General features: G+C 71.9%; 23 protein-coding genes and 2 tRNA genes. 20 read left to right on the forward strand and 5 right to left on the reverse strand.

From position 1 onward, the window contains the following. The first annotated feature begins 87 nt into the window (after positions 1-87). Positions 88-762, forward strand: coding sequence for a mycothiol-dependent nitroreductase Rv2466c family protein (locus CRP51_RS25395; RefSeq protein ID WP_097233675.1), 675 nt, complete (start codon positions 88-90; stop codon positions 760-762). Between the two features lie 149 nt (positions 763-911). On the opposite strand, the gene CRP51_RS25400 is transcribed toward CRP51_RS25395, so the two are convergent. Next, positions 912-1553 carry a superoxide dismutase gene (locus CRP51_RS25400; RefSeq protein ID WP_097233676.1) on the reverse strand — a complete coding sequence of 214 codons (642 nt, stop codon included), beginning with the start codon at positions 1551-1553 and terminating at the stop codon, positions 912-914. 187 nt (positions 1554-1740) lie between these two features. Here CRP51_RS25400 and CRP51_RS25405 point away from each other — a divergent pair, with 187 nt between their 5' ends. The 3 genes from CRP51_RS25405 to CRP51_RS25415 are packed head-to-tail and all read left to right on the forward strand — an operon-like array spanning position 1741 to position 3695. Beyond that, positions 1741-2349 (forward strand): biotin transporter BioY, encoded by a 609-nt coding sequence (locus tag CRP51_RS25405; RefSeq protein ID WP_097233677.1) that lies wholly within the window; start codon positions 1741-1743, stop codon positions 2347-2349. A 57-nt stretch (positions 2350-2406) separates the two neighbouring features. After that, the gene (locus CRP51_RS25410) at positions 2407-2886 is read left to right on the forward strand and encodes a ribose-5-phosphate isomerase (RefSeq protein ID WP_097233722.1); all 480 of its coding nucleotides are present in this window, start codon (positions 2407-2409) and stop codon (positions 2884-2886) included. After that, positions 2886-3695, forward strand: a complete 810-nt coding sequence (locus tag CRP51_RS25415) for an Fpg/Nei family DNA glycosylase (RefSeq protein ID WP_097233678.1) — start codon at positions 2886-2888, stop codon at positions 3693-3695. The genes CRP51_RS25410 and CRP51_RS25415 overlap by 1 nt, the downstream gene beginning before the upstream one ends. Positions 3696-3774: 79 nt before the next feature. Here the strand turns inward: CRP51_RS25415 and CRP51_RS25420 are convergent, their stop codons facing one another. After that, on the reverse strand, positions 3775-5007 hold the full coding sequence (locus CRP51_RS25420) for a GNAT family N-acetyltransferase (protein WP_097233679.1): 1233 nt from the start codon (positions 5005-5007) through the stop codon (positions 3775-3777). A gap of 155 nt (positions 5008-5162) precedes the next feature. Here CRP51_RS25420 and CRP51_RS25425 point away from each other — a divergent pair, with 155 nt between their 5' ends. Both CRP51_RS25425 and CRP51_RS29805 read left to right on the forward strand, forming a co-directional pair. After that, positions 5163-6320, forward strand: coding sequence for a PP2C family protein-serine/threonine phosphatase (locus tag CRP51_RS25425; protein ID WP_097233680.1), 1158 nt, complete (start codon positions 5163-5165; stop codon positions 6318-6320). A gap of 239 nt (positions 6321-6559) precedes the next feature. Next, positions 6560-7315: a M23 family metallopeptidase gene (locus tag CRP51_RS29805; protein WP_245880802.1), complete on the forward strand. Its 756-nt coding sequence runs from the start codon at positions 6560-6562 to the stop codon at positions 7313-7315. A 177-nt stretch (positions 7316-7492) separates the two neighbouring features. Here the strand turns inward: CRP51_RS29805 and CRP51_RS25435 are convergent, their stop codons facing one another. Continuing rightward, entirely contained in the window at positions 7493-8626 is a 1134-nt protein-coding gene (locus CRP51_RS25435) for an acyltransferase family protein (RefSeq protein ID WP_097233681.1), read from the reverse strand. A 475-nt stretch (positions 8627-9101) separates the two neighbouring features. Here CRP51_RS25435 and CRP51_RS25440 point away from each other — a divergent pair, with 475 nt between their 5' ends. Beyond that, a complete protein-coding gene (locus CRP51_RS25440; protein WP_097233682.1) occupies positions 9102-9314 on the forward strand; it encodes a hypothetical protein in 213 nt (70 codons plus the stop codon). Between the two features lie 107 nt (positions 9315-9421). Here the strand turns inward: CRP51_RS25440 and CRP51_RS25445 are convergent. Further along, positions 9422-9492, reverse strand: a tRNA-Gly gene (locus tag CRP51_RS25445). A 174-nt stretch (positions 9493-9666) separates the two neighbouring features. On the opposite strand from CRP51_RS25445, the gene CRP51_RS25450 reads away from it, so the two are divergent. The 5 genes from CRP51_RS25450 to clpX all read left to right on the forward strand — a co-directional run bounded on the left by CRP51_RS25450 (position 9667) and on the right by clpX (position 14378). After that, positions 9667-9743: transfer RNA gene (locus CRP51_RS25450), tRNA-Pro, on the forward strand. A 100-nt stretch (positions 9744-9843) separates the two neighbouring features. Next, entirely contained in the window at positions 9844-11271 is a 1428-nt protein-coding gene (gene tig / locus CRP51_RS25455; RefSeq protein WP_097233683.1) for a trigger factor, read from the forward strand. A 282-nt stretch (positions 11272-11553) separates the two neighbouring features. Next, positions 11554-12168: an ATP-dependent Clp protease proteolytic subunit gene (locus CRP51_RS25460; RefSeq protein WP_281259704.1), complete on the forward strand. Its 615-nt coding sequence runs from the start codon at positions 11554-11556 to the stop codon at positions 12166-12168. Between the two features lie 71 nt (positions 12169-12239). Beyond that, a complete protein-coding gene (locus CRP51_RS25465) occupies positions 12240-12890 on the forward strand; it encodes an ATP-dependent Clp protease proteolytic subunit (protein ID WP_097233684.1) in 651 nt (216 codons plus the stop codon). A 192-nt stretch (positions 12891-13082) separates the two neighbouring features. Further along, positions 13083-14378, forward strand: coding sequence for an ATP-dependent Clp protease ATP-binding subunit ClpX (clpX, locus tag CRP51_RS25470; RefSeq protein ID WP_097233685.1), 1296 nt, complete (start codon positions 13083-13085; stop codon positions 14376-14378). 135 nt (positions 14379-14513) lie between these two features. Here the strand turns inward: clpX and CRP51_RS25475 are convergent, their stop codons facing one another. Further along, a complete protein-coding gene (locus CRP51_RS25475; RefSeq protein WP_245880803.1) occupies positions 14514-15659 on the reverse strand; it encodes a hypothetical protein in 1146 nt (381 codons plus the stop codon). A gap of 247 nt (positions 15660-15906) precedes the next feature. On the opposite strand from CRP51_RS25475, the gene CRP51_RS25480 reads away from it, so the two are divergent. The 8 genes from CRP51_RS25480 to mrdA all read left to right on the forward strand — a co-directional run bounded on the left by CRP51_RS25480 (position 15907) and on the right by mrdA (position 26663). Beyond that, positions 15907-18537, forward strand: a complete 2631-nt coding sequence (locus CRP51_RS25480; RefSeq protein WP_097233686.1) for a valine--tRNA ligase — start codon at positions 15907-15909, stop codon at positions 18535-18537. A gap of 135 nt (positions 18538-18672) precedes the next feature. After that, entirely contained in the window at positions 18673-20184 is a 1512-nt protein-coding gene (folC, locus tag CRP51_RS25485; protein WP_245880805.1) for a bifunctional tetrahydrofolate synthase/dihydrofolate synthase, read from the forward strand. After that, entirely contained in the window at positions 20184-20525 is a 342-nt protein-coding gene (locus CRP51_RS25490) for a DUF4233 domain-containing protein (RefSeq protein ID WP_097233688.1), read from the forward strand. Before folC ends, CRP51_RS25490 begins: the two co-directional genes overlap by 1 nt. Positions 20526-20680: 155 nt before the next feature. After that, complete coding sequence (gene ndk, locus CRP51_RS25495) at positions 20681-21097, forward strand: nucleoside-diphosphate kinase (RefSeq protein ID WP_097233689.1); 417 nt, start codon at positions 20681-20683, stop codon at positions 21095-21097. A 321-nt stretch (positions 21098-21418) separates the two neighbouring features. After that, on the forward strand, positions 21419-22438 hold the full coding sequence (locus tag CRP51_RS25500; RefSeq protein ID WP_097233690.1) for a rod shape-determining protein: 1020 nt from the start codon (positions 21419-21421) through the stop codon (positions 22436-22438). Between the two features lie 78 nt (positions 22439-22516). Then, positions 22517-23626, forward strand: coding sequence for a rod shape-determining protein MreC (gene mreC, locus CRP51_RS25505; protein WP_097233691.1), 1110 nt, complete (start codon positions 22517-22519; stop codon positions 23624-23626). 2 nt (positions 23627-23628) lie between these two features. Then, positions 23629-24321, forward strand: a complete 693-nt coding sequence (gene mreD / locus CRP51_RS25510) for a rod shape-determining protein MreD (protein WP_097233692.1) — start codon at positions 23629-23631, stop codon at positions 24319-24321. After that, complete coding sequence (mrdA, locus tag CRP51_RS25515) at positions 24318-26663, forward strand: penicillin-binding protein 2 (RefSeq protein ID WP_097233693.1); 2346 nt, start codon at positions 24318-24320, stop codon at positions 26661-26663. The genes mreD and mrdA overlap by 4 nt, the downstream gene beginning before the upstream one ends. Positions 26664-26668 lie beyond the last annotated feature (5 nt).

Here is a 26668-nt window from a genome sequence, read left to right on the forward strand (position 1 = left end):
TGCCACCGCCCTCCCCCGTGTTGGGCACGGACGACACCGGCCGCCGGCGGGTGCCCGCGCGCACTCCCCGAGACGAGGAGAGACACGATGCCCGAGAACGCAGCGACCGAGCCGGTGACGGCGGACTTCTGGTTCGACCCGCTCTGTCCCTGGGCCTGGATGACCTCTCGCTGGATGCTGGAGGTGGAGAAGGTCCGCCCGGTGCGGACGCGCTGGCACGTGATGAGCCTGGCGGTGCTCAACGAGCCCAAGCTGGACGAGCTGCCGGCGGAGTACCGCGAGGCGCTGAAGGACGCGTGGGGCCCGGTGCGGGTCTGCGTCGCCGCCGAGCAGGAGCACGGCAGCGAGGTGCTCGGCCCGCTGTACACGGCCCTCGGCGTCCGCTTCCACCACCGGGAGCTGCCGAAGAGCCGCGAGACCCTGGTCGACGCGCTCACCTCCGTCGGGCTGCCGGCGGAGCTGGCGGACGCCGCCGAGAGCGACCGCTACGACGACGCGCTGCGCGCCTCGCACAAGGAGGGCATCGACCTGGTCGGCCAGGACGTGGGCACGCCGGTGATCGCGGTGCCGGGCGCCGACGGCGAGCAGATCGCCTTCTTCGGCCCGGTGGTGACCCCCGCTCCCAAGGGCGAGGCGGCCGCCCGGCTGTGGGACGGCACGCTGCTGGTGGCGAGCACCCCCGGCTTCTACGAGATCAAGCGCACCAGGGACGTCGGCCCGCGGTTCGACGACGCCGACGAGGCGGACGGCACCGAGGGCTGAGCGCCCGGCGCGCCCCCCGGCGCGCGAGTCGGCCCCCGCGCGCTACCTTCGCGCGGGGGCCGTTCCCGTCCCGGCCCGTCCACCCCGGCGGGGCGTTGAGAAGACGATCTGACGGGTCGGGGGTCTGGTGGTCGGCGCGCCGGCTCCGCTCAGGGGGCCAGCGTCAGCGCCGCCGCGTTGGTCCTGGCCATGGAGTAACGCGCCGCGACATCCTGCCAGTTGACCACGCGCCACATCGCCTCGACGAAGTCGACCTTCTGGTTCCGGTACTGGAGGTAGAAGGCGTGCTCCCAGGCGTCGAAGACGAGCAGCGGCACCGAGCCCTGGCCGACGTTGCCCTGGTGGTCGTAGATCTGCTCCACCACCAGCCGCCCGCTGACCGGCTCGAAGGCGAGCACGCCCCACCCGGAGCCCTGGGTGGTGGCCGCCGCCTTGGAGAGCTGGGCCTTGAAGCGGGCGAAGGAGCCGAAGGACTCGGCGATGGCGTCCGCCAGCTCGCCCGTGCCGTCCTTCTCCAGCGGCTCGCCCCCGCCGTCGCCTGACATGTTGCGCCAGTAGACGGAGTGCAGGATGTGGCCGGACAGATGGAACGCGAGGTTCTTCTCCAGCCCGTTGATCGCGTCCCAGACGTCCTTCTCGCGCGCCTCGGCGAGCCGTTCCAGGGTGTCGTTGGCGCCCTTCACATAGGACGCGTGGTGCTTGTCGTGGTGCAGTTCGATGATCTCCCCGCTGATGACCGGCTCCAGGGAGGCGTAGTCGTAGGGGAGGTCGGGGAGCGTGTAGGTGGCCATGCCGTTGCCTGTCTCCACTAATTGCGAGTGATGTGCAATAGCGTCAAGGTATCAGTCCAAGATCGCAAGAGGGGGGCGCGGCGCGGCGCCCTCCCGCGCCCCCGGTGTCGGCAAACTCACGCCGCCACGGGCACCGCGTTCCGCTAGCGTCGACAGGTCCCGCCTGTTCGAAGTCCTGGAGTAGTCCATGAGTTCAGCCATCGTCGCCGGCCGGCCCCGTGCCGTCCTCGCCGATCTGCTGCCGGCCACCACCGCGCCCGCCACCCGGGCGCGTGACCTCGCGCTGGTCGTCGGAGGTGCCGTGTTCACCGGCGTCGCCGCCCAACTCTCGCTGCCCGTCCCCGGCTCACCCGTCCCCGTGACCGGCCAGACCTTCGCCGCGCTGCTGGTGGGCGCCTCCTTCGGCCCCGTGCGCGCGATGCTGTCCATGACCCTCTACGTCCTCGCCGGCATGGCCGGCACGCCGTGGTTCTCCGAGGGCACCTCGGGCTACGGGATGCCGTCCTTCGGCTATCTGCTCGGCATGACCCTGGCCGCCGTCGTCGTCGGCGCGCTCGCCCGCAGGGGCGGGGACCGCACCGTCCCCCGCACGGTCGCGACCATGGCGCTGGGCAGCGCGTTGATCTACAGCGTCGGCGTGCCCTACCTCGCGCTGGCCACCGGGATGTCGGCCGGTGAGGCGGTCGCCGCCGGGCTGACGCCGTTCCTGCTGGGCGACGCCCTCAAGGTCGCGCTGGCGATGGGCGCGCTGCCGGCCGCCTGGCGGCTGGTGGGGCGCGGTCGCGGGCGCGACTGACCCCGGGGCCGGGAGCCGGCGGCCACCCGCCGCCGGCGCCATGCCATATTGGGGGCCATGCACGTCTACCTGGCCTCCGACCACGCCGGCTTCGAGCTGAAGAACCACCTGGTCGACTGGCTGACCCAGCACGGTCACCAGCCCGTCGACTGCGGCCCGGACCACTACGACGGCGAGGACGACTACCCGCCGTTCTGCCTGCGCGCCGCCCAGCGCGTCGCGGCCGACCCCGGCTCCCTCGGCGTGGTCATCGGCGGCTCGGGCAACGGCGAGGCCATCGCGGCCAACAAGGTGCGCGGGGTGCGCTGCGCCCTCGCCTGGAGCGAGGAGACCGCCCGCCTCGGGCGCGAGCACAACGACGCCAACGTCCTGAGCGTCGGCGCCCGGATGCACACCGCCGACGAGGCGACCTCGTTCGTCGCCGTCTTCCTCGACACCCCCTACTCCGGCGCCGAACGCCACAGCCGCCGCGTCGCCATGCTCGGCGCCTACGAGACCGACGGCGTCCTCCCGCCGCTCCCCGCAGAGCAGGGCTGATGCCCGAGGGCCACGTCCTCCACCGGCTGGCGGCCGCCCACCGCGAGCGGTTCGCCGGCCGGCCGGTGCGGGTGGACAGCCCGCAGGGCAAGTTCGCCGACGCGGCCGCGCTGCTGAACGGCCAGCCGCTGGAGGCCGCCGAGGCATGGGGCAAGCACCTCTTCCTCGGCTTCGCCCCCGTCGGCTGGGTCCACATCCACCTCGGCCTCTACGGCAAGGTCGCCTTCGGCGAGACCCCCGTGCCCCCGCCCGTCGGGCAGATCAGGCTCCGGCTGGCCAACGACGACCACTGGTCCGAGCTGCGCGGCCCGAACACCTGCGCGCTGCGCACCGACGAGGAACGCGCCGCCGTCGCCGCGCGCCTCGGCCCCGACCCGCTGCGCGAGGACGCCGACCCGGAACGGGCCTGGCGCCGCGTCTCCGCCAGCAGGTCGGCGATCGGCACCCTGCTGATGGACCAGGCGGTCATCGCCGGCGTCGGCAACATCTACCGCGCCGAGGTCCTCTTCCGCCACGGCGTCGCCCCCCACCGCCCGGGACGCGAACTGGACCGCGCCACCTGGACGGCGTGCTGGGAGGACCTGGTCGCGCTGATGCGCGAGGGTGTGCGGCTGGGCCGCATCGACACCGTCCGCCCCGAGCACACCCCCGAGGCGACCGGCCGGCCGCCTCGCGTCGACGACCACGGCGGCGAGGTCTACGTCTACCGCAGGGCCGGTCAGCCGTGTCTGGTCTGTGAAGGCCCCGTGGCCACCGCGAAGGTCGCCGCGCGGAACCTCTTCTGGTGCCCGCGCTGCCAACCCCGTTGAGAGCTGCCGGATGTCGGCCCCGGCCCGTATCCTCGGGCGCATCGGGTGGGAGCTGCCGGGAGGGCGTGACGTGATGGCCTCAGAAGCCGTGCGGCAGCCACGGCGCCAGCGGATGGCCGAAGGCCGCGGCGGCCGCGGCCAGCGCGCCCGGCCGCGCCTCGCCGACCAGCCCCGCCCCGGCCAGCGCGCCGAGCGACGTCCCGCCCAGGTAGGCGGCGCTCAACGCCCGGACGTCCAGCTCCAGCGCGGCCGGGTCCGCGGTGCGTGCGCAGACCGCGCCGGCCGGACCGCCGGACAGCCGCCAACGCCCCTCGTTCCACGGGCAGTTGGCGTCGGACACGGACAGCACCAGGTCGATGTCGGTGGCGTAGGAGCGGGCCGCCAGCGCCGCGCCGACGTCGAGCGGCCGCAGATGGAGCCGGTCCCGCAGCTGGAGATCGCTGACGCGGATGTCGCTCAGCAGATGCACCAGCGGGTCGTCCACCGGACGCCCCATCAGCTCCACCCGGTCGGTCAGGTCCAGGCCCAGCAGATAGCGCAGCAGCGCCGCGTGCCCGGCGGGATCCACCGCGTCCAGGTTCCTGACCAGCACCGGGCCGCCCGGCACCGAGCGGTCCCACTCGACCCGCAGCGCGTAGCGGGCGTAGCCGACCAGCTCGCCGTCCCGCTCCGCCAGCACGCAGCGCAGCTCGGAGGCGCCGTGCCGCTCGGCCGGCGGGTCGAGCAGCGCCAGCCGCTCCCAGCCCGGGCGCCGTTCCAACGCCCCGGGGCGCCGGGTGACCAGCTCGGCGTAGAGCTTCTCGCAGCGCTCCAACGCGTCCGCCGGGGTCGTCACCGTCAGCCGCACGTCGTCGGTGCCGGGCGGCAGCGCGCTCAGCGTCACCCGGTGCTTGGGCACCCGCGCGGCCAGCGAGTGGGCCGCCACCCCGTAGCCGAACCGCCCGTAGATCGACGCCTCGGCCGCGGTCAACGCCGAGAGCACGTCGCCCCGTTCCCATGCGGCCTCCAACGACCGCCGCATCATCCGCCGCAGCAGTCCCCGCCGGCGGTGCGTGCCCGCCACCGACACCATGGTCGCCCCCGCGGTTTCCACCACCGCGCCGCCCGGCACCGACATCCCCAGGGAGAGCTCGCCGTACGTACCCACCACCTCGTCCCCGTCGAAGGCGCCGAGACAGCGGTCGAGCGACACCAGCCCCCGCCACAGCTCCCGCTCCTCGGGGGACTGGGGCAGCCCGCCGAAGGCCCAGTCCAGGGTGCGGTGCCAGCGGTCCCACTCGTCGGCGGTGATCCGCCGCAGTTCGATGGTCATGGCGACATCCCTACCAAGGCGCACGCCCGGCGGCGAGGGCTTTGGCGCCGCGACCTCCGGCGCGGGGCCGCGGCCGCCCGGCGGGAGGGCGCACGGATGTCCGAGCGGTCCCGGGGTTCGACGTGGCCGTGATCCGGTGGATAAGGTCCCACACCATGACACGCCGTGCTCTGGCGACCACGCCGCGGGAGAGCCGGCGGATGCGGCTCCGCAGGGCGGTCCACCGGGCGCGCGTCGGCGTCCGGCGCTCCGCCGTCGACTACTTCCGGGGCGGCGGCTCCGACTGGATCGCCCTCACCGCGCTGCTGCTCTCCATCCCGGTGCTGGCCCTGTCCACCGCCGGCTGGCCCGAGTGGTGCCCGCCCGAGGCCCTGCTGCTGCCGCTGGTCGCGGCCGGGCTGCTGCTGCGCCCCGCGAGCCTGCTGGGGCTCTATGTCGCGGTCGCGTGCGCCCTGGTGCTGGAGACCGCGCTGATCGACGCGGAACGTTCCGCGCCCGACCCGGTCACCCCCGGCACCATCCTGCTCGTCGCCGCGGTCGCCCTGATCGGGCTGCTGATAGCACAGTTCCGCAGCCGGGTCGGCGTGCCCTGGCGGCGCGGCCACACCATGCTCTTCGACCTGCGCGAACGGATCAGCGCGCAGAGCGCCCTGCCGGCGCCGCCCGACGGCTGGCACCACGAGGTGTCGCTGCGCCCGGCCGGCGGGCAGTCGTTCTCCGGCGACTTCGTGGTGGCGGCGCGCACGGGCCCCGACGGGCGCACCCTGGAGGTCGTCCTCACCGACGTCTCGGGCAAGGGGATCGACGCGGCCTCCCGTTCGCTGCTGCTCTCCGGCGCCTTCGGCGGACTGCTCGGCTCACTGCCGCCGCACGGCTTCCTGCCGGCGGCCAACGGCTATCTGCTGCGACAGGACTGGCAGGAGGGCTTCGCCACCTCCATCCACCTGGTCCTCGACCTGGACAGCGGCGACTACGAGCTGCTCTCCGCCGGCCACCTTCCCGCGCTCCAACTGCACGCGGGCACCGGCCGCTGGCAGGAGGTCGCGGCCGAGGGCCCGCTGCTCGGGGTCTGGGACGGCGCCGAGTTCCACCCGGCCAAGGGCACGCTGCGCCGCGGTGACGTGCTGATGCTCTTCACCGACGGCCTGGTCGAACGCCCCGACGAGGACCTGGCCGATGGCATCGACCGCCTCACCGGCGCCGCCGACCGCTATGTCACCAGGGGTTTCCGCAACACCGCGTGGGAGTTGATCGACGCGGTGGCCAAGGACGTCAACGACGACCGGGCGCTGGTGCTGATCTGTCGCGACTAGGACGTGCCCGGTCGATCATGTGACTACCGCGCGCGGCCGGCCCCGGGCCGTGCCCCCTGGAAGGGTGGCGGTTCCCACCGTTGCGATCACCCTCCGGTGTTGAATCCTCGACGCTCCGTCACTCCGCCTCTGAGCTGCGGTGACACCGCCCCGCACCGCACCGGGACTGCGCCGAACGGCCGTCCGGACGGCTCCCGGGCGGGATGCGCCGCGCCGCGGGCTGCCCTTGGCTCGGGGACATGAGCAACGCCCGGAACACCTGGAGAAACGGTCAGCCCCTCGTCGCCCTCCTCAACCGGCGGCTCGTCCGCCCCCTGGCCGCCCTGCGGCCGTCCCGCCGCCCGGGACGATGGGCCGCGGGCTGCGCCCTGCTCGGAGCGGTGGCGATAACGGGCCCGTGGGCGGTGACCGCCCTCGGACAGGAGGAACGCCCCGAGGCGCGCACCGCCGAGATCGACCAGTTCCTCGGCGGCATCGGCGACGCGGCGGTCAGCGGCCCGCGCGGACTGGGGCCCTACTACGGGGCGTTGACCGAGCGGGGCGGAAGCGAACCGTTCCACCCCTGGTACTGGCACCCGCTGGCCTCCGACGACTGGGCGATGCCGGTCACCGGCTACCCGGTCTCCGCCGCCTACGGCACCCCCGGGGGCTGGGCCGCCGGGTATCACACGGGCGTGGACTTCGCCGTCCCCGTCGGTACCCCGATCCACTCGGTGGGCCCGGGCTGGGTCATCGAGACCGGCCACTCGGGCGACTACGGCAACGCCGTGACCGTCGCCATGGACGACGGGCACTTCGCGCTCTACGCCCATCTCGACTCGATCGCGGTCGAGCCGGGCCAGCGCGTCACCGCCGAGAGCTGGCTCGGCGACTCCGGCAACACCGGCCGCTCCACCGGCCCCCACCTCCACTTCGAGGTGCGCACCAGCAACGTCTACGGCAGCGACATCGACCCCCTCGGCTACCTCGCCGCCCACGGCGTCGACACCCGCTGAGGCGCTGCCGCCGGGCTGACGGCGGGGGCGACCACCCGGCTCACCGGCACGGCATCGTGGTCGTCCGCGCCCCGCCACTCATGCACCGCGCGGTTCCTCGCGCCCCTGAGCCGCCCGCCGGCCCTGGGGGCGCGGGGAACCGCGCGGGCGACCGTGCGCCGGGGCGCGGACGAACGACTACCGCGCCCGCGCCGTTGGGGCGTCCGCCCCCGCGTCACGAGGCGCGCGGTCGAAGAGCCAGTCCAGCCGCGGCTCCACCATGAAGCGGAAGACGCGACGCACCGGCGCCGTGCACAGCAGCGTGACCACCACCGCCCCGATCGCCGTCACCGCGAGCTGACCGGCGGGGGTCGCCACCCAGGACACCTCGTACCAGTCCCACCAACGCGAGGACTTCACCACGAACCCGTGCAAGAGGAAGCCGTACATGGTCCCCGCGCCCAGCGCCGTGAACCAGCGCCGGCCGGAGGGCACCCAGGACAGGAAGCAGACGGTCAGCACCAGCCCGCAGCCGAAGAGCGCCAGGCTCATCACCACGCCGGCCCACCACTCGAAGCCGAGGTCCTGCGCGGCGTAGGTCCGGTAGAACCAGCCCGCCTCCATCCGCGGCGCCGACCAGTACGCCGTGACCAGCGCGCACAGCGCGACCGGCAGCGCCGCCAGCCGCACCTCGCGCCGTTTGACCAGCGCGAAGTGTTCGGGGCGCAGCTTCATGCCGAGCACGAAGAACGGCAGCAGCTGGAGCACCCGCTGGATGTTGAGGTCGTTGCCCAGCGACGGGGCGAAGCTCGCCAGCGCGGCGACCGTCAGCGCGATCGGCATCGGCCAGCGCACCAGGTTCCACAGCGGTGCCGTGATCCGCCAGACGAAGAGCGCGATCAGGAACCAGGTCAGGTAGTAGGGGTCGAGCAGGGCGAAGGGGTGGTCCGGGTCGTCGGTGCCCCAGCGTTTGAAGAGCACATAGGCGACGCCGAAGACCAGGTACGGCACCAGCACGCCGCTGACCAGCCGCCGCAGCTGCTCGGGCCGGCCGGTGAAGTTCCGCGAGAAGTAGCCGGCGATGAGGATGAACGCCGGCATGTGGAACGCGTAGACCGCGTTGTACAGCGCGGCCAGCGTCCGGGAGTCGTCCCGCAGCGGCGCCCACGCGTGACCGACCGCGACCAGCACGATCGCCAGGTACTTGGCGTTGTCGAAGAAGGGGTCGCGCGTGTTGGCTCGGGCTTGACCGTCCGTGACTGTCGGTGGGGGGACAGCCTGCCTCGCCCGGTCCCGGGGCGTGGCGGCTCGTTGGTTACGGACCTGCAACATTGTCCGCACGATAGCGCTTCCTCAGCTCATCCGTACATTCGCCGAGCGGAATGCGGGAATCGTGAGAGGGATTCATCCGATGAAACGAGAGATCACCCGTGGGGGAGGCGACGGCACCTGTCCTTGATGATGCGATTTGGCCGGATTAAATGGTGTGTTTCGCTCCGTCTGCCGGTCTCTCGCGGTCCGCGTCGTGTTCGACGAATGACACCGTCCGATGATCGGCCGGCGTGATCCCGAACACGGTTTACGGAGTGCGGGAATTGTGCGCGCGGGGCGTCGGCGGTGGCTAACGGAGCGATAACGGGCGGATCGCCGCCCAACCTCCCGGCGGCACCGCCCGATCGGGTCCGTCGGTTGGTCATCCGCCTCCACTGACCCGGTAGTTGATGGCACGATGGTGCCTGCGGGGGTGCGGCGGCCGTGGTCAAGCCCCTGACGGAGCAGTGGCGACCTTCCGAAGGTGTGATCAGTTGTGGTTATCTCGTTCTCTCTGGCCCTGCTGTTCGGCGTGATCATGTTCTTCATGATCCGGAGCGGGGCGGTCAAGTGGGGGCCGGCCATCGTGGCGATCCTCTTCGGCTTCTCCCTCGCCTCCACCGGCGCCGCCGACCCGATAAACGACTTCCTCCAGTCCGTCACCGACGGTGTCAACGAGGTCGACGACTCGATCAACAGCGCGCCCTGAGCGACGCGGTCGGCCTCCGGGAAGGCGAGGGCCCGGCTCCCCGCGGGGGGGCCGGGCCGGTGTACGCGCCGGCCGGCGAAGCGCGCCGGGTGCGCGGGGGAGAGAAGAGCGGGCGACGGGAATCGAACCCGCGTAGCTGGTTTGGAAGACCAGGGCTCTACCATTGAGCTACGCCCGCGTGCCGGGGACGGAAGGCCGCGCTGGCCCGCGCGCCCGCTCCCCGGACAACTGGCATCGTACCAGCGCCCAAACCCCGCCCCGAGCCGGTGAGATCGCCGCCGACGCGGCACGGTACCGGGGGATGGCCCGTGCCTGCGGCCCTGTACCCTACGTATCGCGTCGTGAGCCACGACGGGGTGTGGCGCAGCTTGGTAGCGCGTCCGCTTTGGGAGCGGAAGGTCGTCGGTTCGAATCCGGCCACCCCGACCACGTACGATGACTCACCTGTGCGCCTGTGGTGTGTCCGACATATGGAGCGCTTCAGCGACGACCGCCTATCTCTCGATTGTCAGCCCCAAGGAGACCTACCGTGAAGAGCGCCGTGGAGACCCTGAACCCCACCCGGGTTCGGCTCACTGTCGAGGTGCCCTTCGAGGAGCTCAAGCCCAGCCTCGACGCGGCGTACCGGAAGATCAACCAGCAGGTCCAGGTGCCGGGCTTCCGCAAGGGGAAGATCCCCGCCCGCGTCATCGACCAGCGCTTCGGGCGGGCCGCCGTCCTTGAGGAAGCGGTCAACGACGCGCTGCCCAAGTTCTACACCGAGGCGGTCAACGAGGGCGAGCTGAACCCGCTGGGCCAGCCCGACGTCGACATCACCGACCTGAAGGACAACGAGACCCTGACGTTCACCGCCGAGGTGGACATCCGTCCCGAGCTGGAGATCCCGGACTACTCCGGCATCGAGGTCACCGTGGACGCGGTCGAGGTCGCCGACGAGGACATCGACAAGGCCGTCGACCAGCTCCGCGAGCGCTTCGCCTCCACCACCGTCGTCGAGCGCGAGGCCGCCGACGGCGACGTCGTCAAGATCGACCTGGAGGCCCGGGTCGACGGCGAGCTGCTGGAGGACGGCGTCGCGACCGGGGTGAACTACACGATCGGTTCCGGCCAGATGCTCGACGGCCTGGACGAGGCCGTCACCGGCCTCGCCGCCGGCGGCACCGCCACCTTCACCAGCGAGCTGAAGGGCGGCTCCGGCGCCGGCCAGGAGGCCGAGGTCAGCGTCTCCGTCGAGAGCGTCTCCTCCCGCGAGCTGCCCGAGCTGGACGACGACTTCGCCCAGCTGGCCAGCGAGTTCGACACCCTGGAGGCGCTGCGCGAGGACAGCCGCCGCCGGCTGAGCGAGGAGCGCACCTACCAGCAGGCCACCGAGGCCCAGGAGAAGGTGCTCGACGCCCTGCTGGAGCTGGTCGAGGTCCCGCTGCCCGAGAAGCTGCTCGCGGAGGAGATCAAGACCCGCAAGCACAACCTGGAGCACCACCAGCTGCCGCAGCTCGGCATGGACCTGGACGCCTACCTCAAGCTCCAGGAGAAGACCGCCGAGGAGTTCGACGACGAGCTGCGGGAGCAGGCGGAGAAGGGCATCCGCACCCAGTTCGTGCTGGACGAGATCGCCCGCCGCGACGAGCTCAACGTGAGCCAGGAGGAGCTGACGGAGCACCTGGTGCGCCGCGCCCAGTCCTCCGGCATGAGCCCCGACCAGTTCGCCAAGGCCGTCGTCGAGGGCAACCAGGTCTCGATGCTGGTCGGCGAGGTCAGCCGCGGCAAGGCGCTCGCCTCCGTCGTCGAGTCCGCCACCGTGAAGGACACCAACGGTGAGGTCGTCGACCTGGAGGACGAGGACGAGACCGAGGGCGAGGAGGCCGGCGGGACCGCCGACGCCGTCGCCGAGGCCGCGGAGGCGAACGAGGCCGCCACGACCGGCGAGCAGGGCGACGCGAAGTCCAACGAGAGCTGAGCGGGCCCCAGTCACACCACGGAAGGGGGCCGGACGCCGTGCGCGTCCGGCCCCCTTCCCGCACCCCGCGCCCCTTCCCCGGGCGGCCCCGGCGGACTCACCGTCAGCGCGCCGCCGCCCCGTTACCGCCCGGGAGGGGCGACCCTGCGCTCACAGCGAACAGTTCCCTGGTCGGGATGGGTCTGTCGGAGCCGCGCGTTAGGGTCCCTAGAAACACGCCAGAAGTCGAGTGACGGCCGGGCACACGTGGCCTGGACCGTCCAGGAATGAGCAGGTGGATACGTGACGCTCTTGATGCCCTCCGCCGCAGCGGAGCCGACAAGCGGCAGCCTCGGCGATCAGGTCTACAACCGGCTGCTCGACGAGCGCATCATCTTCCTGGGTCAGCCGGTGGACGATGACATCGCCAACCGGATCACGGCGCAGCTGCTGCTGCTCGCGGCCGATCCGGACAAGGACATCTATCTCTACATCAACAGCCCCGGCGGCTCGATCTCGGCCGGCATGGCGATCTACGACACCATGCAGTACGTCAAGAACGACGTGGTCACCATCGCCATGGGCCTGGCGGCGTCGATGGGCCAGTTCCTGCTGACGGCGGGCGCCCCCGGCAAGCGCTACGCGCTGCCCAACGCCGAGGTGCTGATCCACCAGCCGTCCGCCGGACTGGCCGGCTCCGCCTCGGACATCAAGATCCACGCGGAGCAGCTGCTGCGCACCAAGCGGAAGATGGCCAAGCTCTCGGCCGAGCACTCGGGCGTCTCCGAGGAGCAGTGGGAGCGCGACGCGGACCGGGACCGCTGGTTCTCCGCCGAGGAGGCGCGGGACTACGGCCTGCTGGACCGGGTCATCGCCAGCGCGTCGGACATCACGGGTGGCGGCGGCACGGGCGCCTGAGTCCGGCCGATCACCAGCACCGACGCCCGCTGTCCCGTTCGCAAGCCTAGACCAAGGCGGTACACACACCGATGAAGAAGTTCCCAGGCTCCGGCCTCTACGACCGTCTGCCGGCCGAGTCCCGTTACGTGATCCCGCGCTTCGTCGAGCGCACCTCGCAGGGCGTGCGCGAGTACGACCCGTACGCGAAGCTCTTCGAGGAGGGCGTGATCTTCCTCGGCGTGCAGATCGACGACGCCTCGGCGAACGACGTGATGGCCCAGCTGCTCTGCCTGGAGTCCATCGACCCGGACCGCGACATCCAGATCTACATCAACAGCCCGGGTGGCTCGTTCACGGCGCTGACCGCGATCTACGACACCATGGTCTTCGTCAAGCCGGACATCCAGACGGTCTGCATGGGCCAGGCCGCCTCGGCCGCCGCCGTGCTGCTGGCCGCCGGCACCCCCGGCAAGCGGATGGCCCTGCCGAACTCGCGGGTCCTGATCCACCAGCCGTACTCCGAGACCGGCCGCGGCCAGGTCTCGGACCTGGAGATCGCCGCGCGCGAGGTCCAGCGGATGCGCACCCAGCTTGAGGAGATGCTCGCCAAGCACTCCACCAAGCCGATCGAGCAGATCCGCGACGACATCGAGCGCGACAAGATCCTCACCGCGGGTGAGGCCGTCGACTACGGCCTGATCGACCAGATCATCACCACCCGCACGTCCACGGCCGAATAGGCCACCGTCGGTACCTGTGCCGGACACCACATTCGGCACGTGAAACGGCTCTGTCCCCTTTGACGGGAAGGCCCCGCCCAGGGGGATTCCCGTCAAGGGGGACCAATCCACCGGGCCAACGAGGTACCGTCGTCTTCTGTAAGCACTCGGCACCGTCACCCCGGCGGTGCGCAGTCGAAGGGGAAGCACCTCGTGGCACGCATCGGTGATGGCGGCGATCTGCTCAAGTGCTCGTTCTGCGGCAAGAGTCAGAAACAGGTAAAGAAGCTCATCGCGGGCCCGGGGGTCTATATCTGCGACGAGTGTATTGATCTCTGCAACGAGATCATCGAGGAGGAGCTGGCGGAATCGCCGGACTCCGACCTCGGGGAGCTGCCCAAGCCGAGGGAGATCTACGACTTCCTCGAAAGCTATGTGGTCGGCCAGGAGGACGCGAAGAAGGCGCTCTCCGTCGCCGTGTACAACCACTACAAGCGGGTGCGGGCCAGCGACTCCCACGCCTCGCGCGACGAGGAGATCGAGCTCTCCAAGTCGAACATCCTGCTGCTCGGCCCCACGGGCTCGGGCAAGACCCTGCTGGCGCAGACCCTCGCCAGGATGCTGAACGTCCCGTTCGCCATCACCGACGCGACCGCCCTCACCGAGGCCGGCTACGTGGGCGAGGACGTGGAGAACATCCTGCTCAAGCTCATCCAGGCGGCCGACTACGACATCAAGAAGGCCGAGCAGGGGATCATCTACATCGACGAGATCGACAAGGTCGCGCGCAAGAGCGAGAACCCGTCGATCACCCGCGACGTCTCGGGCGAGGGCGTCCAGCAGGCCCTGCTCAAGATCCTGGAGGGCACCACGGCGGCCGTGCCGCCGCAGGGCGGGCGCAAGCACCCGCACCAGGAGTTCCTCCAGATCGACACGTCCAACGTGCTCTTCATCGTCGGCGGCGCCTTCGCCGGCCTCGACGACATCATCAGGGCCCGCTCCGGCGCCCGGGGCATCGGCTTCGGCGCCGACATCCGTTCCAAGCGGGAGCGGGACAGCGCGGGGCTGCTGACCGAGGCGCTCCCCGAGGACCTGGTCAAGTACGGGATGATCCCCGAGTTCATCGGCCGGCTGCCCGTGATCACCTCGGTGCACAACCTGGACCGCGAGGCGCTGCTGCGCATCCTCGTCGAGCCGAGGAACGCGCTGATCAAGCAGTACCAGCGCCTCTTCGAGCTGGACGGGGTGGAGCTGGAGTTCGACCTCCCGGCGCTGGAGGCCATCGCCGACCAGGCCATCCTCCGGGGCACCGGGGCGCGCGGCCTGCGGGCGATCATGGAGGAGGTGCTGATGTCCGTGATGTACGAGGTGCCGTCCCGGCAGGACGTCGGCCAGGTCGTGATCACGGAGGACGTGGTCCGCTCCAACGTGAACCCGACGCTGGTGCCCCGTTCCCGGCTCGCCAAGCAGCGGGACGCCTCCGTCCCGCCGCAGGAGAAGACCGCCTGAGACCGTCCGCGAACGGCGTGGGGCGCACGCGCGAGCGGCGCCATCCCGCCGGAGAGCGGCCAGAGCGCCACGGGAGGGGCCCCGGACCGACCGGTCCGGGGCCCCTCCCGCTTCTTCTTCGTCAGCGGCGCCCGCTCACGGGAGGACCGGCTCCTCCTCGGCGGAACCCTCGCCCTCACCGCCGCCGGAGCCGCCCTCGGCCTCGGCCTCGACCAGCGAGTCCGAGCGCAGCTGCGCGGCGTGCTCGGCGGCCTCGTCCAGGGAGACCTCGATGGTGCCCTGGCCGGTCCGCCGCTGCATCGTGGCGAAGCCGGCGGTGCTGTGGTCGGCCCAGACGCAGAGCGGCACCGGCACCATCTCGCCGGTGAGGGCGTCCTCGGTCTCGGCCTGCTGGCACTTCATGACCGCGCCGTCCAGCCCGTCGGGGCTGACCGACTCGGGGTCGCCGACGAGGTTCACGTTGCCGCCGGAGGCGGAGGCCTCCTGGGCGCCGTAGGCCAGGAAGGCGTCCACCGTGCCCTCGGGGTCGTCGACCGTGCCCCACATGCCGACGGTGAACATGGTGGTGACCTCGGTGCTGCCCAGCTCCGAGGGGTCCATGAGCGAGCTGGCCTCCTCGGGGGTCATCCCGGCCAGATAGGTGGCCGTGGAGACCTCCGCGTCGGTGAGGCCGATCTCGGCGAGCTCCTCCTCGCTGAAGTCGTCGGTGCCGGTCGGGGGCTGCACCGCCGTGTACTCGCCCGTGGACTGCGGGAACTCCAGCATGTAGCTGGTGTCCGGGTCGCCGCCCGCGCTGTCGCCGCCCTCGTCGTCATCGTCGCCGCTGAGCAGGAAGAACGCGCCGCCGCCGACCACGGCGAGGGCCACGACCGAGGCGATCACGATGAGCAGCGTCTTGTTGCCGCCACCGCCGCCGGAGGGCGGCTGCGGCTGGCCGTAGGGCCCCGGGGGCTGACCTGGGTGGCCGGGCTGACCCGGGTACTGGCCGGGCGGGGGCTGCTGGCCGTAGGGGCCGGGCTGGCCCGGGGCGCCGGGCGGCTGGGGCTGGCCGTACGGGCCCGGCTGACCGGGCGCGCCGGCGGGCTGCCCCGGGGCGCCGGGCTGCTGCGGGTAGCCGTAGCCGGGGCCCTGAGGTGCGCCGGGTGCGCCGCCCTGGGCGTACGGGTTCGGCCCGCCGCCCGGAGCGCCCTGCGGCGGCGGCGCCCCGTACGGGCCGGGCTGCCCGGGCTGCTGCCCCGGCGGGGGCTGCTGCCCGTAGGGACCCGGCTGGTTGTGACTCATGGTGTTCCCCTCAAGAGCCCGACATCGTCAACATCGAGCACATCCTGTCGGATGAGATGGCTTGCTGTACATCCACCCCAATCACATCTCCCCACTCCGCGCAAGTCCCCCCGGGCTTCTTTTCGGAGACGTCATACCGGTCGATCTCTCCCGCGACGCGGGGGCGTTGAGGCGCGTCCGCCGAGCGGTCGCCGACGCCGGGAAACTGGTGCGCCGAGTGTCAGCGGGGCGTTCTAGACTTACCGCCGTGACCGAGAACACTCAGCCGCCCGCCGACGGGCCCCACAGCGCACCCGCAGATCTGCCGACGCAGTACACGCCGGCCGACGTAGAGGGGAAGCTGTACGAGCGCTGGGTAGAGCGCGGTTACTTCGAGGCGGACGCGGCCAGCGACAAGGAGCCGTACACGATCGTCATCCCGCCGCCCAACGTCACGGGAAGCCTCCACCTCGGCCACGCCTTCGAGCACACGCTCATCGACGCGCTCACCCGCCGCAAGCGGATGCAGGGGTACGAGACCCTCTGGCAGCCGGGGATGGACCACGCGGGCATCGCCACCCAGAACCGCGTGGAGCGGGAGTTGGCCGGCGAGGGCAAGTCCCGGCACGACCTGGGCCGGGAGGCGTTCGTCGAGCGGGTCTGGCAGTGGAAGGCCGAGTCCGGCGGCACGATCTCGGGGCAGATGCGCCGCCTCGGCGACGGCGTCGCCTGGTCGCGTGAGCGCTTCACGATGGACGAGGGCCTCTCCCGCGCGGTCAACACGATCTTCAAGCGGCTCTACGACGACGAGTTGATCTACCGCGCCGAGCGCATCATCAACTGGTGCCCGCGTTGTCTGACCGCCATCTCGGACATCGAGGTGGAGTACCAGGACGACGACGGCGAGTTGGTCTCCATCCGGTACGGCGAGGGTGAGGACTCGCTGGTCGTCGCCACCACCAGGGCCGAGACGATGCTGGGCGACACCGCCGTCGCGGTCCACCCGGACGACGAGCGGTACCGCCATCTCGTCGGCCGCGAGATCCGGCTGCCGCTGACCGACCGTTCGATCCCGGTCGTCGCCGACCGGCACGTGGACCCGGAGTTCGGCACCGGCGCGGTCAAGGTCACCCCGGCCCACGACCCCAACGACTTCGAGATCGGCCGCCGGCACGGCCTGGCCCAGCTGACGGTGATGGACGAGCACGCGGTGATCACCGCGCCCGGCCCGTTCCAGGGCCTGGACCGGCTGGAGGCGCGCTCGGCCGTCGTCGGCGCGCTCCGCGAGGAGGGGCGCATCGTCGCGGAGAAGCGCCCCTACCAGCACTCCGTCGGCCACTGCTCGCGCTGCCACACCACCGTCGAGCCCCGGCTGTCCATGCAGTGGTGGGTCCGGGTCGGCCCGCTGGCCGAGGCGGCGGGGGACGCGGTCCGTGACGGCCGGGTCGCCATCCACCCCAAGGAGATGTCCTCCCGGTACTTCGAGTGGGTGGACAACCTGCACGACTGGTGCATCTCCCGCCAGTTGTGGTGGGGCCACCGCATCCCGGTCTGGTACGGCCCGGACGGCGAGGTCCGCTGCGTCGGCCCGGACGAGGAGCCGCCGAGCGGCCCCGGGTGGCACCAGGACACGGACGTGCTGGACACCTGGTTCTCCTCGGGGCTGTGGCCCTTCTCCACCCTGGGCTGGCCGGACGCCACGGAGAGCGTCGCGAAGTTCTACCCGAACTCGGTCCTGGTCACCGGGTACGACATCCTCTTCTTCTGGGTCGCCCGGATGATGATGTTCGGCCTCTACGCGATGGACGGCGTCCCGCCGTTCCGCACCATCGCGCTGCACGGCATGGTCCGTGACCAGTTCGGCAAGAAGATGTCCAAGTCCTTCGGGAACGCGGTGGACCCGCTGGACTGGATGGACGCCTACGGCTCGGACGCGGTCCGTTTCACCCTGGCCAGGGGGGCCAACCCGGGCGTCGACGTGCCGATCGGCGAGGACTGGGTCCAGGCGTCGAGGAACTTCGCGAACAAGGTGTGGAACGCCACCCGCTTCGCCCTGCTCAACGGCGCCACGGTCGAGGGCCCGCTGCCCTCCGCCGACGAGATGTCCGCCACCGACCGCTGGGTGCTCTCCCGGCTGAACTCGGTGGTCGCCGAGGCCGACGCCTACTACGACGACTACCAGTTCGCCAAGCTGAGCGACGCGCTGTTCCACTTCGCGTGGGACGAGGTCTTCGACTGGTACGTGGAGCTGTCCAAGACGACCTTTGCCGCCGGCGGGCGCCCGGCCGAGGTCGCGCGGCGGGTGCTGGGCGAGGTGCTGGACGTGACGCTGCGGCTGCTCCACCCGCTGGTCCCGTTCGTCACCGAGGAGTTGTGGACGACGCTGACCGGCGGCGAGTCCGTGGTGATCGCCGACTGGCCGACCGACTCGGGGTTCCGGGACCCGGCGGCCGAGCGCGAGCTGGACGCCGTGCGGCAGCTGGTCACCGAGGTGCGCAGGTTCCGCGCCGACCAGGGCCTCCAGCCGGGGCAGCGGGTGCCCGCCACCCTCGACCTGGGGGAGACCGGGCTGGCCGCACACGAGCCGGCGATGCGCGCGCTGCTCCGGCTGGAGCCGGCGGGCGAGGCGTTCAGCGCCACGGCGAGCCTGCCGGCCGCCGGCGCGGTCGTGGCGCTCGACCTCTCGGGGGCGATCGACTTCGCCGCCGAGCGCAAGCGCCTGGCCAAGGACCTGGCCGCCGCGGAGAAGGAGCTGGCCGGCACCACGGCCAAGCTGGGCAACGAGGCGTTTCTCGCCAAGGCCCCCGAGCCCGTCGTGGCCAAGATCCGCGCCCGCCGCGAGTCGGCCGAGGCCGACATCGCGCGGATCACCGAGCAGTTGGCGAAGCTCCCGGACTGACCCGCGCCGCTCCCCGGGCCCCGCGCCCGGGGAGCGCCCTCCCGGCCCCCGAGCGACCGGGAGGGCTTCCGTAGACTGGCCGGCGTGAGCGACGCGCAGCCCGACCCCGGCCAGGAGCCGGAGGATCTTCCCGGCATCCCCCCGACCGACGACGAGCCGAGCGAGGGCGGGGAGTTCGACCGGATCGTCTCCGCCGAGCGCGACCGCGACCCGGATCTGGCCGTGATCGAGGCCGGCAGCCGGACCCTGCGGGCCCAGGCGGGCCCGCCCGGCGGCGACCTGCCGACCAGGCCCGAGGACCCGGAGCTCGACCGCGCCCTTGCCGAGGTGGAGAAGGAGCTGCTGGCCCGCTGGCCGGAGACCAAGCTCGACCCGTCGACGGCCCGGATGACCGCGCTGATGGACGTGCTCGGGGACCCCCAGCGGAGCTACCAGGCCATCCACATCACCGGCACCAACGGCAAGACGACCACGGCCCGGATGATCGAGGCCCTGCTGGCGGGCTTCGACCTGCGCACCGGCCGCTACAGCAGTCCCCATGTCCAGTCCATCACCGAGCGGATCAGCCTGGACGGCGCCCCGATCCCCGCCGACCGCTTCGTCGAGGCCTACCGGGACATCCAGCCCTACCTGGACCTGGTCGACGCCGGGCAGGAGCACCGGCTCTCCTTCTTCGAGGTGCTGACCGGCATGGCCTACGCGGCCTTCGCCGACGCCCCCGTCGACGTCGCCGTCGTCGAGGTGGGGATGGGCGGCAGCTGGGACGCCACCAACGTGATCGACGGCTCCGTCGCCGTGCTCACCCCCATCAGCCTCGACCACACGGAGCGGCTCGGGACCTCGCCCGAGCGGATCGCGGTGGAGAAGTCCGGCATCGTCAAGCCCGGCGCCCGCGTGATCCTCGCCCAGCAGCAGATCGAGGCCGCCTCCGTGGTGCTGCGCCGGGCGGTGGAGGTCGACGCCACCGTGGCCAGGGAGGGCATGGAGTTCGGGGTGCTCTCCCGGGAGGTGGCGGTCGGCGGGCAGCTGTTGACGCTGCGCGGCCTCGGCGGGGAGTACCCGGAGGTCTTCCTCCCGCTGCACGGCGCCCACATGGCGCACAACGCGGCGGTCGCCCTGGCCGCCGTCGAGGCGTTCTTCGGCGTGGGCGACGGCCGCCCCGCCGAGCCGCTCGACCAGGAGGTGGTGCGCGCCGCGTTCGCCTCCGTCTCCTCGCCCGGCCGGCTGGAGGTGGTGCGCAGCAGCCCCACCGTGCTGGTGGACGCGGCGCACAACCCGGGCGGCGCGCACGCCACCGCCGAGGCGGTCACCGAGGCGTTCGGTTTCAGCCGGCTGATCGGCGTGGTCGGCGCGACCCGGGGCAAGGACGTGCGGGGCCTGCTGGAGGCGTTCGAACCGGTCTTCACCGAGGTCGTCGTCACCCGCAACACCTCCCAACGCGCCGTTGACGTGGACGAGTTGGCCGCCGTCGCGGTGGAGGTCTTCGGCGCGGAACGGGTCCAGGTCGAGCCCCGGCTCGACGACGCCATCGAGGCGGCCGTGGCCCTCGCCGAGGAGGAGCACGAGTACGCCGCCGCCGGGGTGCTGGTCACCGGCTCGGTGATCACCGTCGGCGAGGCCAGGACGCTGCTGCGGGGTGGGCGCTGATGCGCACGTTCTGCGCCAGCACGCTGGTGGGCGAGTTCTTCGTCATCGGCCTCGCGGGGCTGGCCGCCAGCCGGCTGTCCACCGTCTCCACCACCACCCTCTGGTGGGTCTGCGGCGGCGCCATGCTGCTGTGCCTGCTGCTGTGCGCCGTCGCCGGCCGTCCGGTCGGGGTGTGGCTGGGCTGGGGGCTCCAGGGCGCGCTGATCGCGGCCGGATTCGTGCTTCCGGCGATGTTCGTGCTGGGCGCCGCGTTCGCCGGGCTGTGGTGGGCCTCGGTCCACTTCGGCGCCCGGGTCGACGCGCTGCGTGCCGCCAGGGAGGCGAGCGCGACGGCCGGTTGAGCGGCCCTGGGTGCGGCGCGCCCGTCGCTGCCCGGTACTCTTACGCTCCCCGCGCCGTCCGGCTCACCGGCCGGGCGTGCGGGCCGCGCGCCCACGCGCGCCATGCCCCAGGTGCTCCCGCCACCACGCTGCCATCTTTCTCAGGAGCCGCCCCCATGAGCCAGCGCACTCTTGTTCTTCTCAAGCCCGACGCGGTCAGCCGTGGGCTGATCGGCGAGATCGTGGGCCGGGTGGAACGCAAGGCGGGCTGGCGGATCACCGCGCTCGAACTGCGCACCCTGGAGCGCGCGACCCTGGAGACGCACTACGCGGAGCACGTGGGGCGTCCCTTCTACGAACCGTTGATCGAGTTCATGGCGTCCGGCCCGAGCGTGGCCATGGTCGTCGAGGGCGAGCGGGTCATCGAGGGCCTGCGGACGCTGGCCGGGCCGACCGACCCGATCGCCGCGGCGCCGGGCTCCGTGCGGGGCGACTTCGGCACCGTGGTCAGGGAGAACCTGATCCACGCCTCGGACTCGGAGGAGTCCGCCGAGCGCGAGATGAAGATCTTCTTCCCCGACCTGTCGAGCTGAGCGCCCGTCAGCGAAGAAGCCGGGCCACGCCGGCACGGTGGAATGCGATGTTCCGCCGTGGTCGGTAAGGTCGGTCAGGGGAACCCCTCACCCGAACGCGACGTCATCATGATGGAGGGTGGGGCCGGTTCCGCCGACAATGGCGAAAGCGGCGCTCCGGCGCTCCGTGTCAGTCCGGCCGTGGATACGATGGCTTTGCCGCGTCTCTTCTCCCCTCGGCGGGAGAGGCCCCCGTGCGCACGCCTACCATCGCACCCTCCGCCGACCTCCCGCACATAACGCTCCAGCTGGAAGGCCAGATGCATCCCTATGGCGAACAATATGTCGTTCATCGGTCGTGACATGGCAGTTGACCTCGGGACGGCCAACACGCTGGTGTACGTCAGAGGTCGAGGGATTGTCCTCAACGAGCCGTCCGTCGTCGCGATCAACACCAACACGGGCGGCATTCTGGCCGTCGGTGCCGAGGCGAAGAAGATGATCGGCCGGACTCCCGGCAACATCGTGGCCGTTCGCCCGCTCAAGGACGGCGTGATCGCCGACTTCGAGATCACCGAGCGAATGCTCCGCTACTTCATTCTGAAAATCCACAAAAGGCGTTATCTCGCCCGTCCCCGGGTGGTTGTCTGCGTGCCCTCCGGTATCACGGGAGTCGAGCGCAGGGCGGTCATCGAGGCGTCGACGCAGGCCGGTGCGCGGCAGGTGCACATCATCGAGGAGCCGATGGCCGCGGCGATCGGCTCCGGCCTCCCGGTCCACGAGGCCACGGGGAACATGGTGGTGGACATCGGCGGTGGGACGACCGAGGTCGCGGTGATCTCGCTGGGCGGCATCGTCACGGCGCAGTCGATCCGGGTGGCGGGCGACGAGCTGGACAACGCGATCATCCAGCACATCAAGAAGGAGTACAGCCTGCTGCTGGGCGAGCGCTCCGCCGAGAGCATCAAGATCACCATCGGCTCGGCCTACGAGATGGACCAGGACGAGCACACCGAGATCCGCGGCCGCGACCTGGTCAGCGGTCTGCCCAAGACGGTGGTGATCTCCTCGGCCGAGGTCCGCAAGGCGATGGAGGAGCCGGTCAACGCCATCGTCGACGCGGTCAAGACCACCCTGGACAAGTGCCCGCCCGAGCTGTCCGGCGACGTGATGGACCGTGGCATCGTGCTCACCGGCGGCGGCGCCCTGCTCCGCGGCCTGGACGAGCGGCTCCGCCAGGAGACCGGGATGCCGATCCACATCGCCGAGGACCCGCTGGACTCCGTGGCCCTCGGTTCCGGCAAGTGCGTCGAGGAGTTCGAGGCGCTCCAGCAGGTCCTGGACGCCCAGCCGAGGCGCTAGGCGCCAGGCGTTCGCCCGGCCCGGCCGGGCGGCCCCAGGGATTCGTCTGACCGACCCAGAAAGGCACGGCCGCCGCACGTGAGGGACACCCGAGAGAGCCGGCTGCTTCTCGTACTGCTGGTCTCCATCGCTTTCGCGCTGATCACGATGGACATCCGGGGCGGGGACGACTCCCCGCTCGACGGTCCACGGGAGGCCGCCGCGTCCTTCTTCGGCCCGGTGGAGGAGGGCGTCGCCGGCGCCGTCGACCCCTTCGCCAACGCGATCGCCGCCGTCCGTGACTCGGGCGACCGGCACGACAGGATCAGCGAGCTGGAGCGGGAGAACGCCGAGCTGCGCCAGGAGCTGGGCAGCGACGCGCACCGCGAGTCGCGGATAGCACAACTGGACGAGCTGCTCCAGACCGCCGGCGCCGGCCGGTACGGCATCGTCGGCGCCCAGGTCATCGCCATCGGCGCCGGCCAGGGCTTCTCCTGGACGGTCACGATCGACGCCGGCAGCGAGGACGGCCTGGCCCGCGACATGACGGTGCTCAACGGCGACGGCCTCGTCGGCCGCGTCACCACCGTCGCCAAGGGCACGGCGACGGTGCTCCTGGCCAACGACCCGGGGTTCACCGTCGGCACGCGGCTGGAGGGCAGCGAGGAGCTGGGCTTCGCGACGGGGCGCGGTGACAACACGCTTGAGGTCCAGCTGCTCAACCAGCGCGCCGAGGTCGAGAAGGGCGACCGGATGGTCACCTTCGGCTCGGCGGACAACAAGCCCTTCGTGCCGGGGGTCCCGGTCGGCGAGGTGGTCGGCGTCGAGCGCTCCAACGGCGACCTGACCCGCACCGTCCAGGTCCGGCCCTACGCCGCGTTCACCCAACTCGACCTGGTCGGCGTCGTCGTCGACCCGCCCCGCGACAACCCGCGCGACTCCGTGCTGCCCGAGCGCCCGGAGGACGCCGAGCGGCGTGCGGCCGAGAACGACGCGGAGGCCGAGGAGGAGGGCGCCGAGGAGGGCGAGGCGAACGAGGAGCAGGGGGCCGGCGACGAGGGCGCCGCCGACGACTTCCCCGAGCCCGACGGCCTGGCGCCGCCCGACGAGGACGAGGGCGGCGACGAGGGCGAGGACGGCGGGCAGGGCACCGAGTTCGGCGCCCTCGCCCCCGGGCGTGAACGCGATTCCACGGCGAGCAGGAGCTGACCATGCGCCTCTACCGCACCCTGCTGGCGGCCGTTCTGGTCTTCGTCGCGCTGCTGGCGCAGGTGACGATACTGGCCAGGCTTGGCCTGCCGGGCGCCGTGCCCGACCTGCTGCTGCTCACCGTGCTCGGCCTGGCGCTGGTCTACGGCCACACCGGCGGCGCGCTGGTCGGCTTCGCCGCCGGCCTGCTCGCCGACCTCGCGCCGCCCGCCGACCACGCGGTGGGCCGTTACGCGCTGGTGCTCTGCGTGATCGGCTATGCGGCGGGGCTGACCCGGCCGGAGAACGGCCAGCACCGTTCCGCGACCGTGCCGATGCTGGTGGTCGCGGGTGGGGCGCTCAGTTCGACGCTGCTGTACGCGGGCGTGGGCGCGCTGGTGGGCGACACCCCGGCGCGCGACGTCGGGCTGACCGGGCTGCTGGTCAGCGCGACCATCTACGACCTGCTGCTGGCGCCGTTCGTGGTGCCGCTGGTGATGGCCGCGGCCCGGCGGGGCGAGGGCGATCCGCTCTCCGGTGACGGCACCGGGTCGGACAACCCGATCAGCTGGCTCGGGGGCGCCTCCGGAGTCGCCGCACGCCCCCGGGCTCCGCGCCGGAGCCGCTACGGCAAGGCCGCGCGCCAGCGTTCCCCGTTGCTGAGCCGTTCCGCGCGGAACAGCGCGGGGCGCATCAAGGGAGTCAAGCGACTGTGACCAACATCCCCGAAACCGGCAGGACTTCGCGGATCACGATCCGGTTGGTCGTCATCCAGATATTGGTCTTCTCGCTGCTGCTGACCCTCGGCGGCCGGCTGTGGTACCTCCAGATCCGGCAGGGCGACGAGTTCGCGGCCGAGGCCGCGGGCAACCACGTGCAGCAGGTCATCCAGCCCGCGGTCCGCGGCTCCATCGTGGACGCGCGCGGTGTGCCCATCGCCGACAACGAGACCCGGCTGGTCGTCTCCGTCGACCGCACCGAGCTGTCCAAGCTGCCGGACGACGGCGAGCAGGTGCTCTCCGACCTGGCGGAACTGCTGGAGCTGAGCGAGGAGGAGGTCGCCCACCGGGTCCGCCTCTGCGACTCCGAGACGCCGCAGCCGTGCTGGAACGGTTCTCCCTACCAGCCGATCCCGATCACCGACGAGGCGACGACCGGGCAGACGCTCCAGATCAGGGAGCGCGCCGAGGAGTTCCCCGGCGTGAGCGCGGAGCCGACCGCCGTGCGGCGCTACCCCGCGCCCGAGGGCTCGCGCGCGGCGCAGGTACTCGGCTATCTCTCGCCGGTCACCGACGAGGAAGTCGCCGACTCCGAGGACACCGACTCGCCGCTGCTCCGCTCCGACCAGGTCGGGCGTTCCGGCCTGGAGCGCACCTACGACAGCTATCTGCGCGGCGAGTCCGGGGTGACGCGCTACGAGGTGGACAAGTTCGGGCGGGTGCTGGGCGAGGCGGAGAACGACCCGGCGATGGCCGGTGCCAACGTCGTCACCAGCCTCGACTCCCGACTCCAGGCGGTGGTCGAGGAGGAGCTGGTCGGCGCGATGGAGCGCGCCCAGGCCACCCACGACGACATCACCGGCCGTGACTACGAGGCGGACTCCGGTTCGGCGGTGGTCCTGGAGAACGACACCGGCCGGGTGGTGGCGATGGCCTCGGCCCCCGACTACGACCCCAACGTGTGGGTCGGCGGCATCTCCAGCGACGAGTACGCCAGGCTGACCGACGAGGACGCCAACGACCCGCTGATCAACCGCGCGATCCAGGGCCAGGGCCCGCCGGGGTCCACGTTCAAGGTGATCAGTTCGACGGCGGCGGTCAACGCCGGCTACGACTTCGACGGCCGCTACGAGTGCGGCTCGTCCTACGACATCGGCGGCCAGACCTTCCGCAACTTCGAGTCGTCCTCCTACGGCCCGATCAGCCTGGCGCAGGCGATCGAGGTCTCGTGCAACACCGTCTTCTACGGCCTCGCGCACCGCGAGTGGCAGCGGGACGGCGGCAACAACCCGGTGGACGAGCCCAACGACTACTTCTTCAACACGGCGCTCGGGTTCGGCCTCGGCACCCAGACCGGCATCGACCTGCCGAACGAGGTCGCCGGCCGCATCCCGGACCGCCAGTGGAAGCAGGACTACTGGGAGGCCAACCAGGAGGCGTGGTGCGAGGTCGCCGAGACCGACCGGGACGACTACCCGGCCCGGATCGCGCGCGAGAACTGCACCGAGGGCATGAAGATGCGCGCCGGTGACATGCTCAACTTCTCGATCGGGCAGGGCGACGTGCTGGTCACGCCGATCCAGCTGGCCAGCGTCTACGCGGCGATCGGCAACGGCGGCACCCTCTACCAGCCGTCCGTCGGCAAGGCCGTGGTGGCGCCCGACGGCCGGGTGATCGAGGAGTTCGAGCCGCAGGCCACCGGCGAGCTGCCGGCCGACGACGGCACCATCGACGACCTGCGGGCGGCCACCGAGCGGGTGGTCACCACGGGCAGCGCCGCGTGGAAGTTCGGCGGCTGGCCGCAGGACGAGATCCCGCTGCACGCCAAGACGGGTACCGCGGAGGGCTCCGGCGACCAGCAGACCTCGTCCTGGCTGGCGACGTTCAGCGACGACTTCACCGTGGTCATGACCATCTCGCAGGCCGGTACCGGTTCCGGCGCCTCCGGTGACGCGGTGCGGCGCATCTGGGAGGCGATCTACGGCGTCGACGGCGGCGGGGTCAACGAGGACGCGGCGCTGCTGCCCACGCCGGTCACCGAACTGCCGGAGATCGACGACACCGGCGCGATCGTCCCCCAGGTCGACGAGGACGCGGAGGAGAACGAGGAGGAGGGCGACCAGGGGCAGGACGGGGTCCAGGGCCAGGACGCCGACACGTTCGACGGGCAGGAGGGCGGCGAGCAGGGCGAACAGCCCGAGGGCGCCGAGCGGTTCCTGCCGGAGGGCACGCCCGCGTCGCCGGGGGCCGGGGACTCCCAGGCCGCCTGGAGCGGCGGCCCGCCGTCCCTCCTCGCCGACGATCCACGGGATCACCAGACGCGACGGGAAGACGAGTAAGGGTC

It is taken from the genome of Streptomyces zhaozhouensis (assembly GCF_900230195.1).
Classification (GTDB): Bacteria; Actinomycetota; Actinomycetes; order Streptomycetales; family Streptomycetaceae; genus Streptomyces; species Streptomyces zhaozhouensis.

Excerpts from the sequence above, each read along its gene's own strand:
- CRP51_RS25405 (WP_097233677.1), top strand. The coding sequence starts at position 1,741 with ATGAGTTCAGCCATCGTCGCCGGCCGGCCCCGTGCCGTCCTCGCCGAT.
- CRP51_RS25415 (WP_097233678.1), top strand. The coding sequence starts at position 2,886 with ATGCCCGAGGGCCACGTCCTCCACCGGCTGGCGGCCGCCCACCGCGAG.
- CRP51_RS25475 (WP_245880803.1), bottom strand. The coding sequence starts at position 15,659 with ATGAGTCACAACCAGCCGGGTCCCTACGGGCAGCAGCCCCCGCCGGGG.
- CRP51_RS25400 (WP_097233676.1), bottom strand. The coding sequence starts at position 1,553 with ATGGCCACCTACACGCTCCCCGACCTCCCCTACGACTACGCCTCCCTG.
- CRP51_RS25425 (WP_097233680.1), top strand. The coding sequence starts at position 5,163 with ATGACACGCCGTGCTCTGGCGACCACGCCGCGGGAGAGCCGGCGGATG.
- CRP51_RS25465 (WP_097233684.1), top strand. The coding sequence starts at position 12,240 with ATGAAGAAGTTCCCAGGCTCCGGCCTCTACGACCGTCTGCCGGCCGAG.
- CRP51_RS25435 (WP_097233681.1), bottom strand. The coding sequence starts at position 8,626 with ATGTTGCAGGTCCGTAACCAACGAGCCGCCACGCCCCGGGACCGGGCG.
- CRP51_RS25420 (WP_097233679.1), bottom strand. The coding sequence starts at position 5,007 with ATGACCATCGAACTGCGGCGGATCACCGCCGACGAGTGGGACCGCTGG.
- CRP51_RS25490 (WP_097233688.1), top strand. The coding sequence starts at position 20,184 with ATGCGCACGTTCTGCGCCAGCACGCTGGTGGGCGAGTTCTTCGTCATC.
- mreD (WP_097233692.1), top strand. The coding sequence starts at position 23,629 with ATGCGCCTCTACCGCACCCTGCTGGCGGCCGTTCTGGTCTTCGTCGCG.
- CRP51_RS25395 (WP_097233675.1), top strand. The coding sequence starts at position 88 with ATGCCCGAGAACGCAGCGACCGAGCCGGTGACGGCGGACTTCTGGTTC.
- CRP51_RS25500 (WP_097233690.1), top strand. The coding sequence starts at position 21,419 with ATGTCGTTCATCGGTCGTGACATGGCAGTTGACCTCGGGACGGCCAAC.
- CRP51_RS29805 (WP_245880802.1), top strand. The coding sequence starts at position 6,560 with ATGAGCAACGCCCGGAACACCTGGAGAAACGGTCAGCCCCTCGTCGCC.
- ndk (WP_097233689.1), top strand. The coding sequence starts at position 20,681 with ATGAGCCAGCGCACTCTTGTTCTTCTCAAGCCCGACGCGGTCAGCCGT.
- CRP51_RS25410 (WP_097233722.1), top strand. The coding sequence starts at position 2,407 with ATGCACGTCTACCTGGCCTCCGACCACGCCGGCTTCGAGCTGAAGAAC.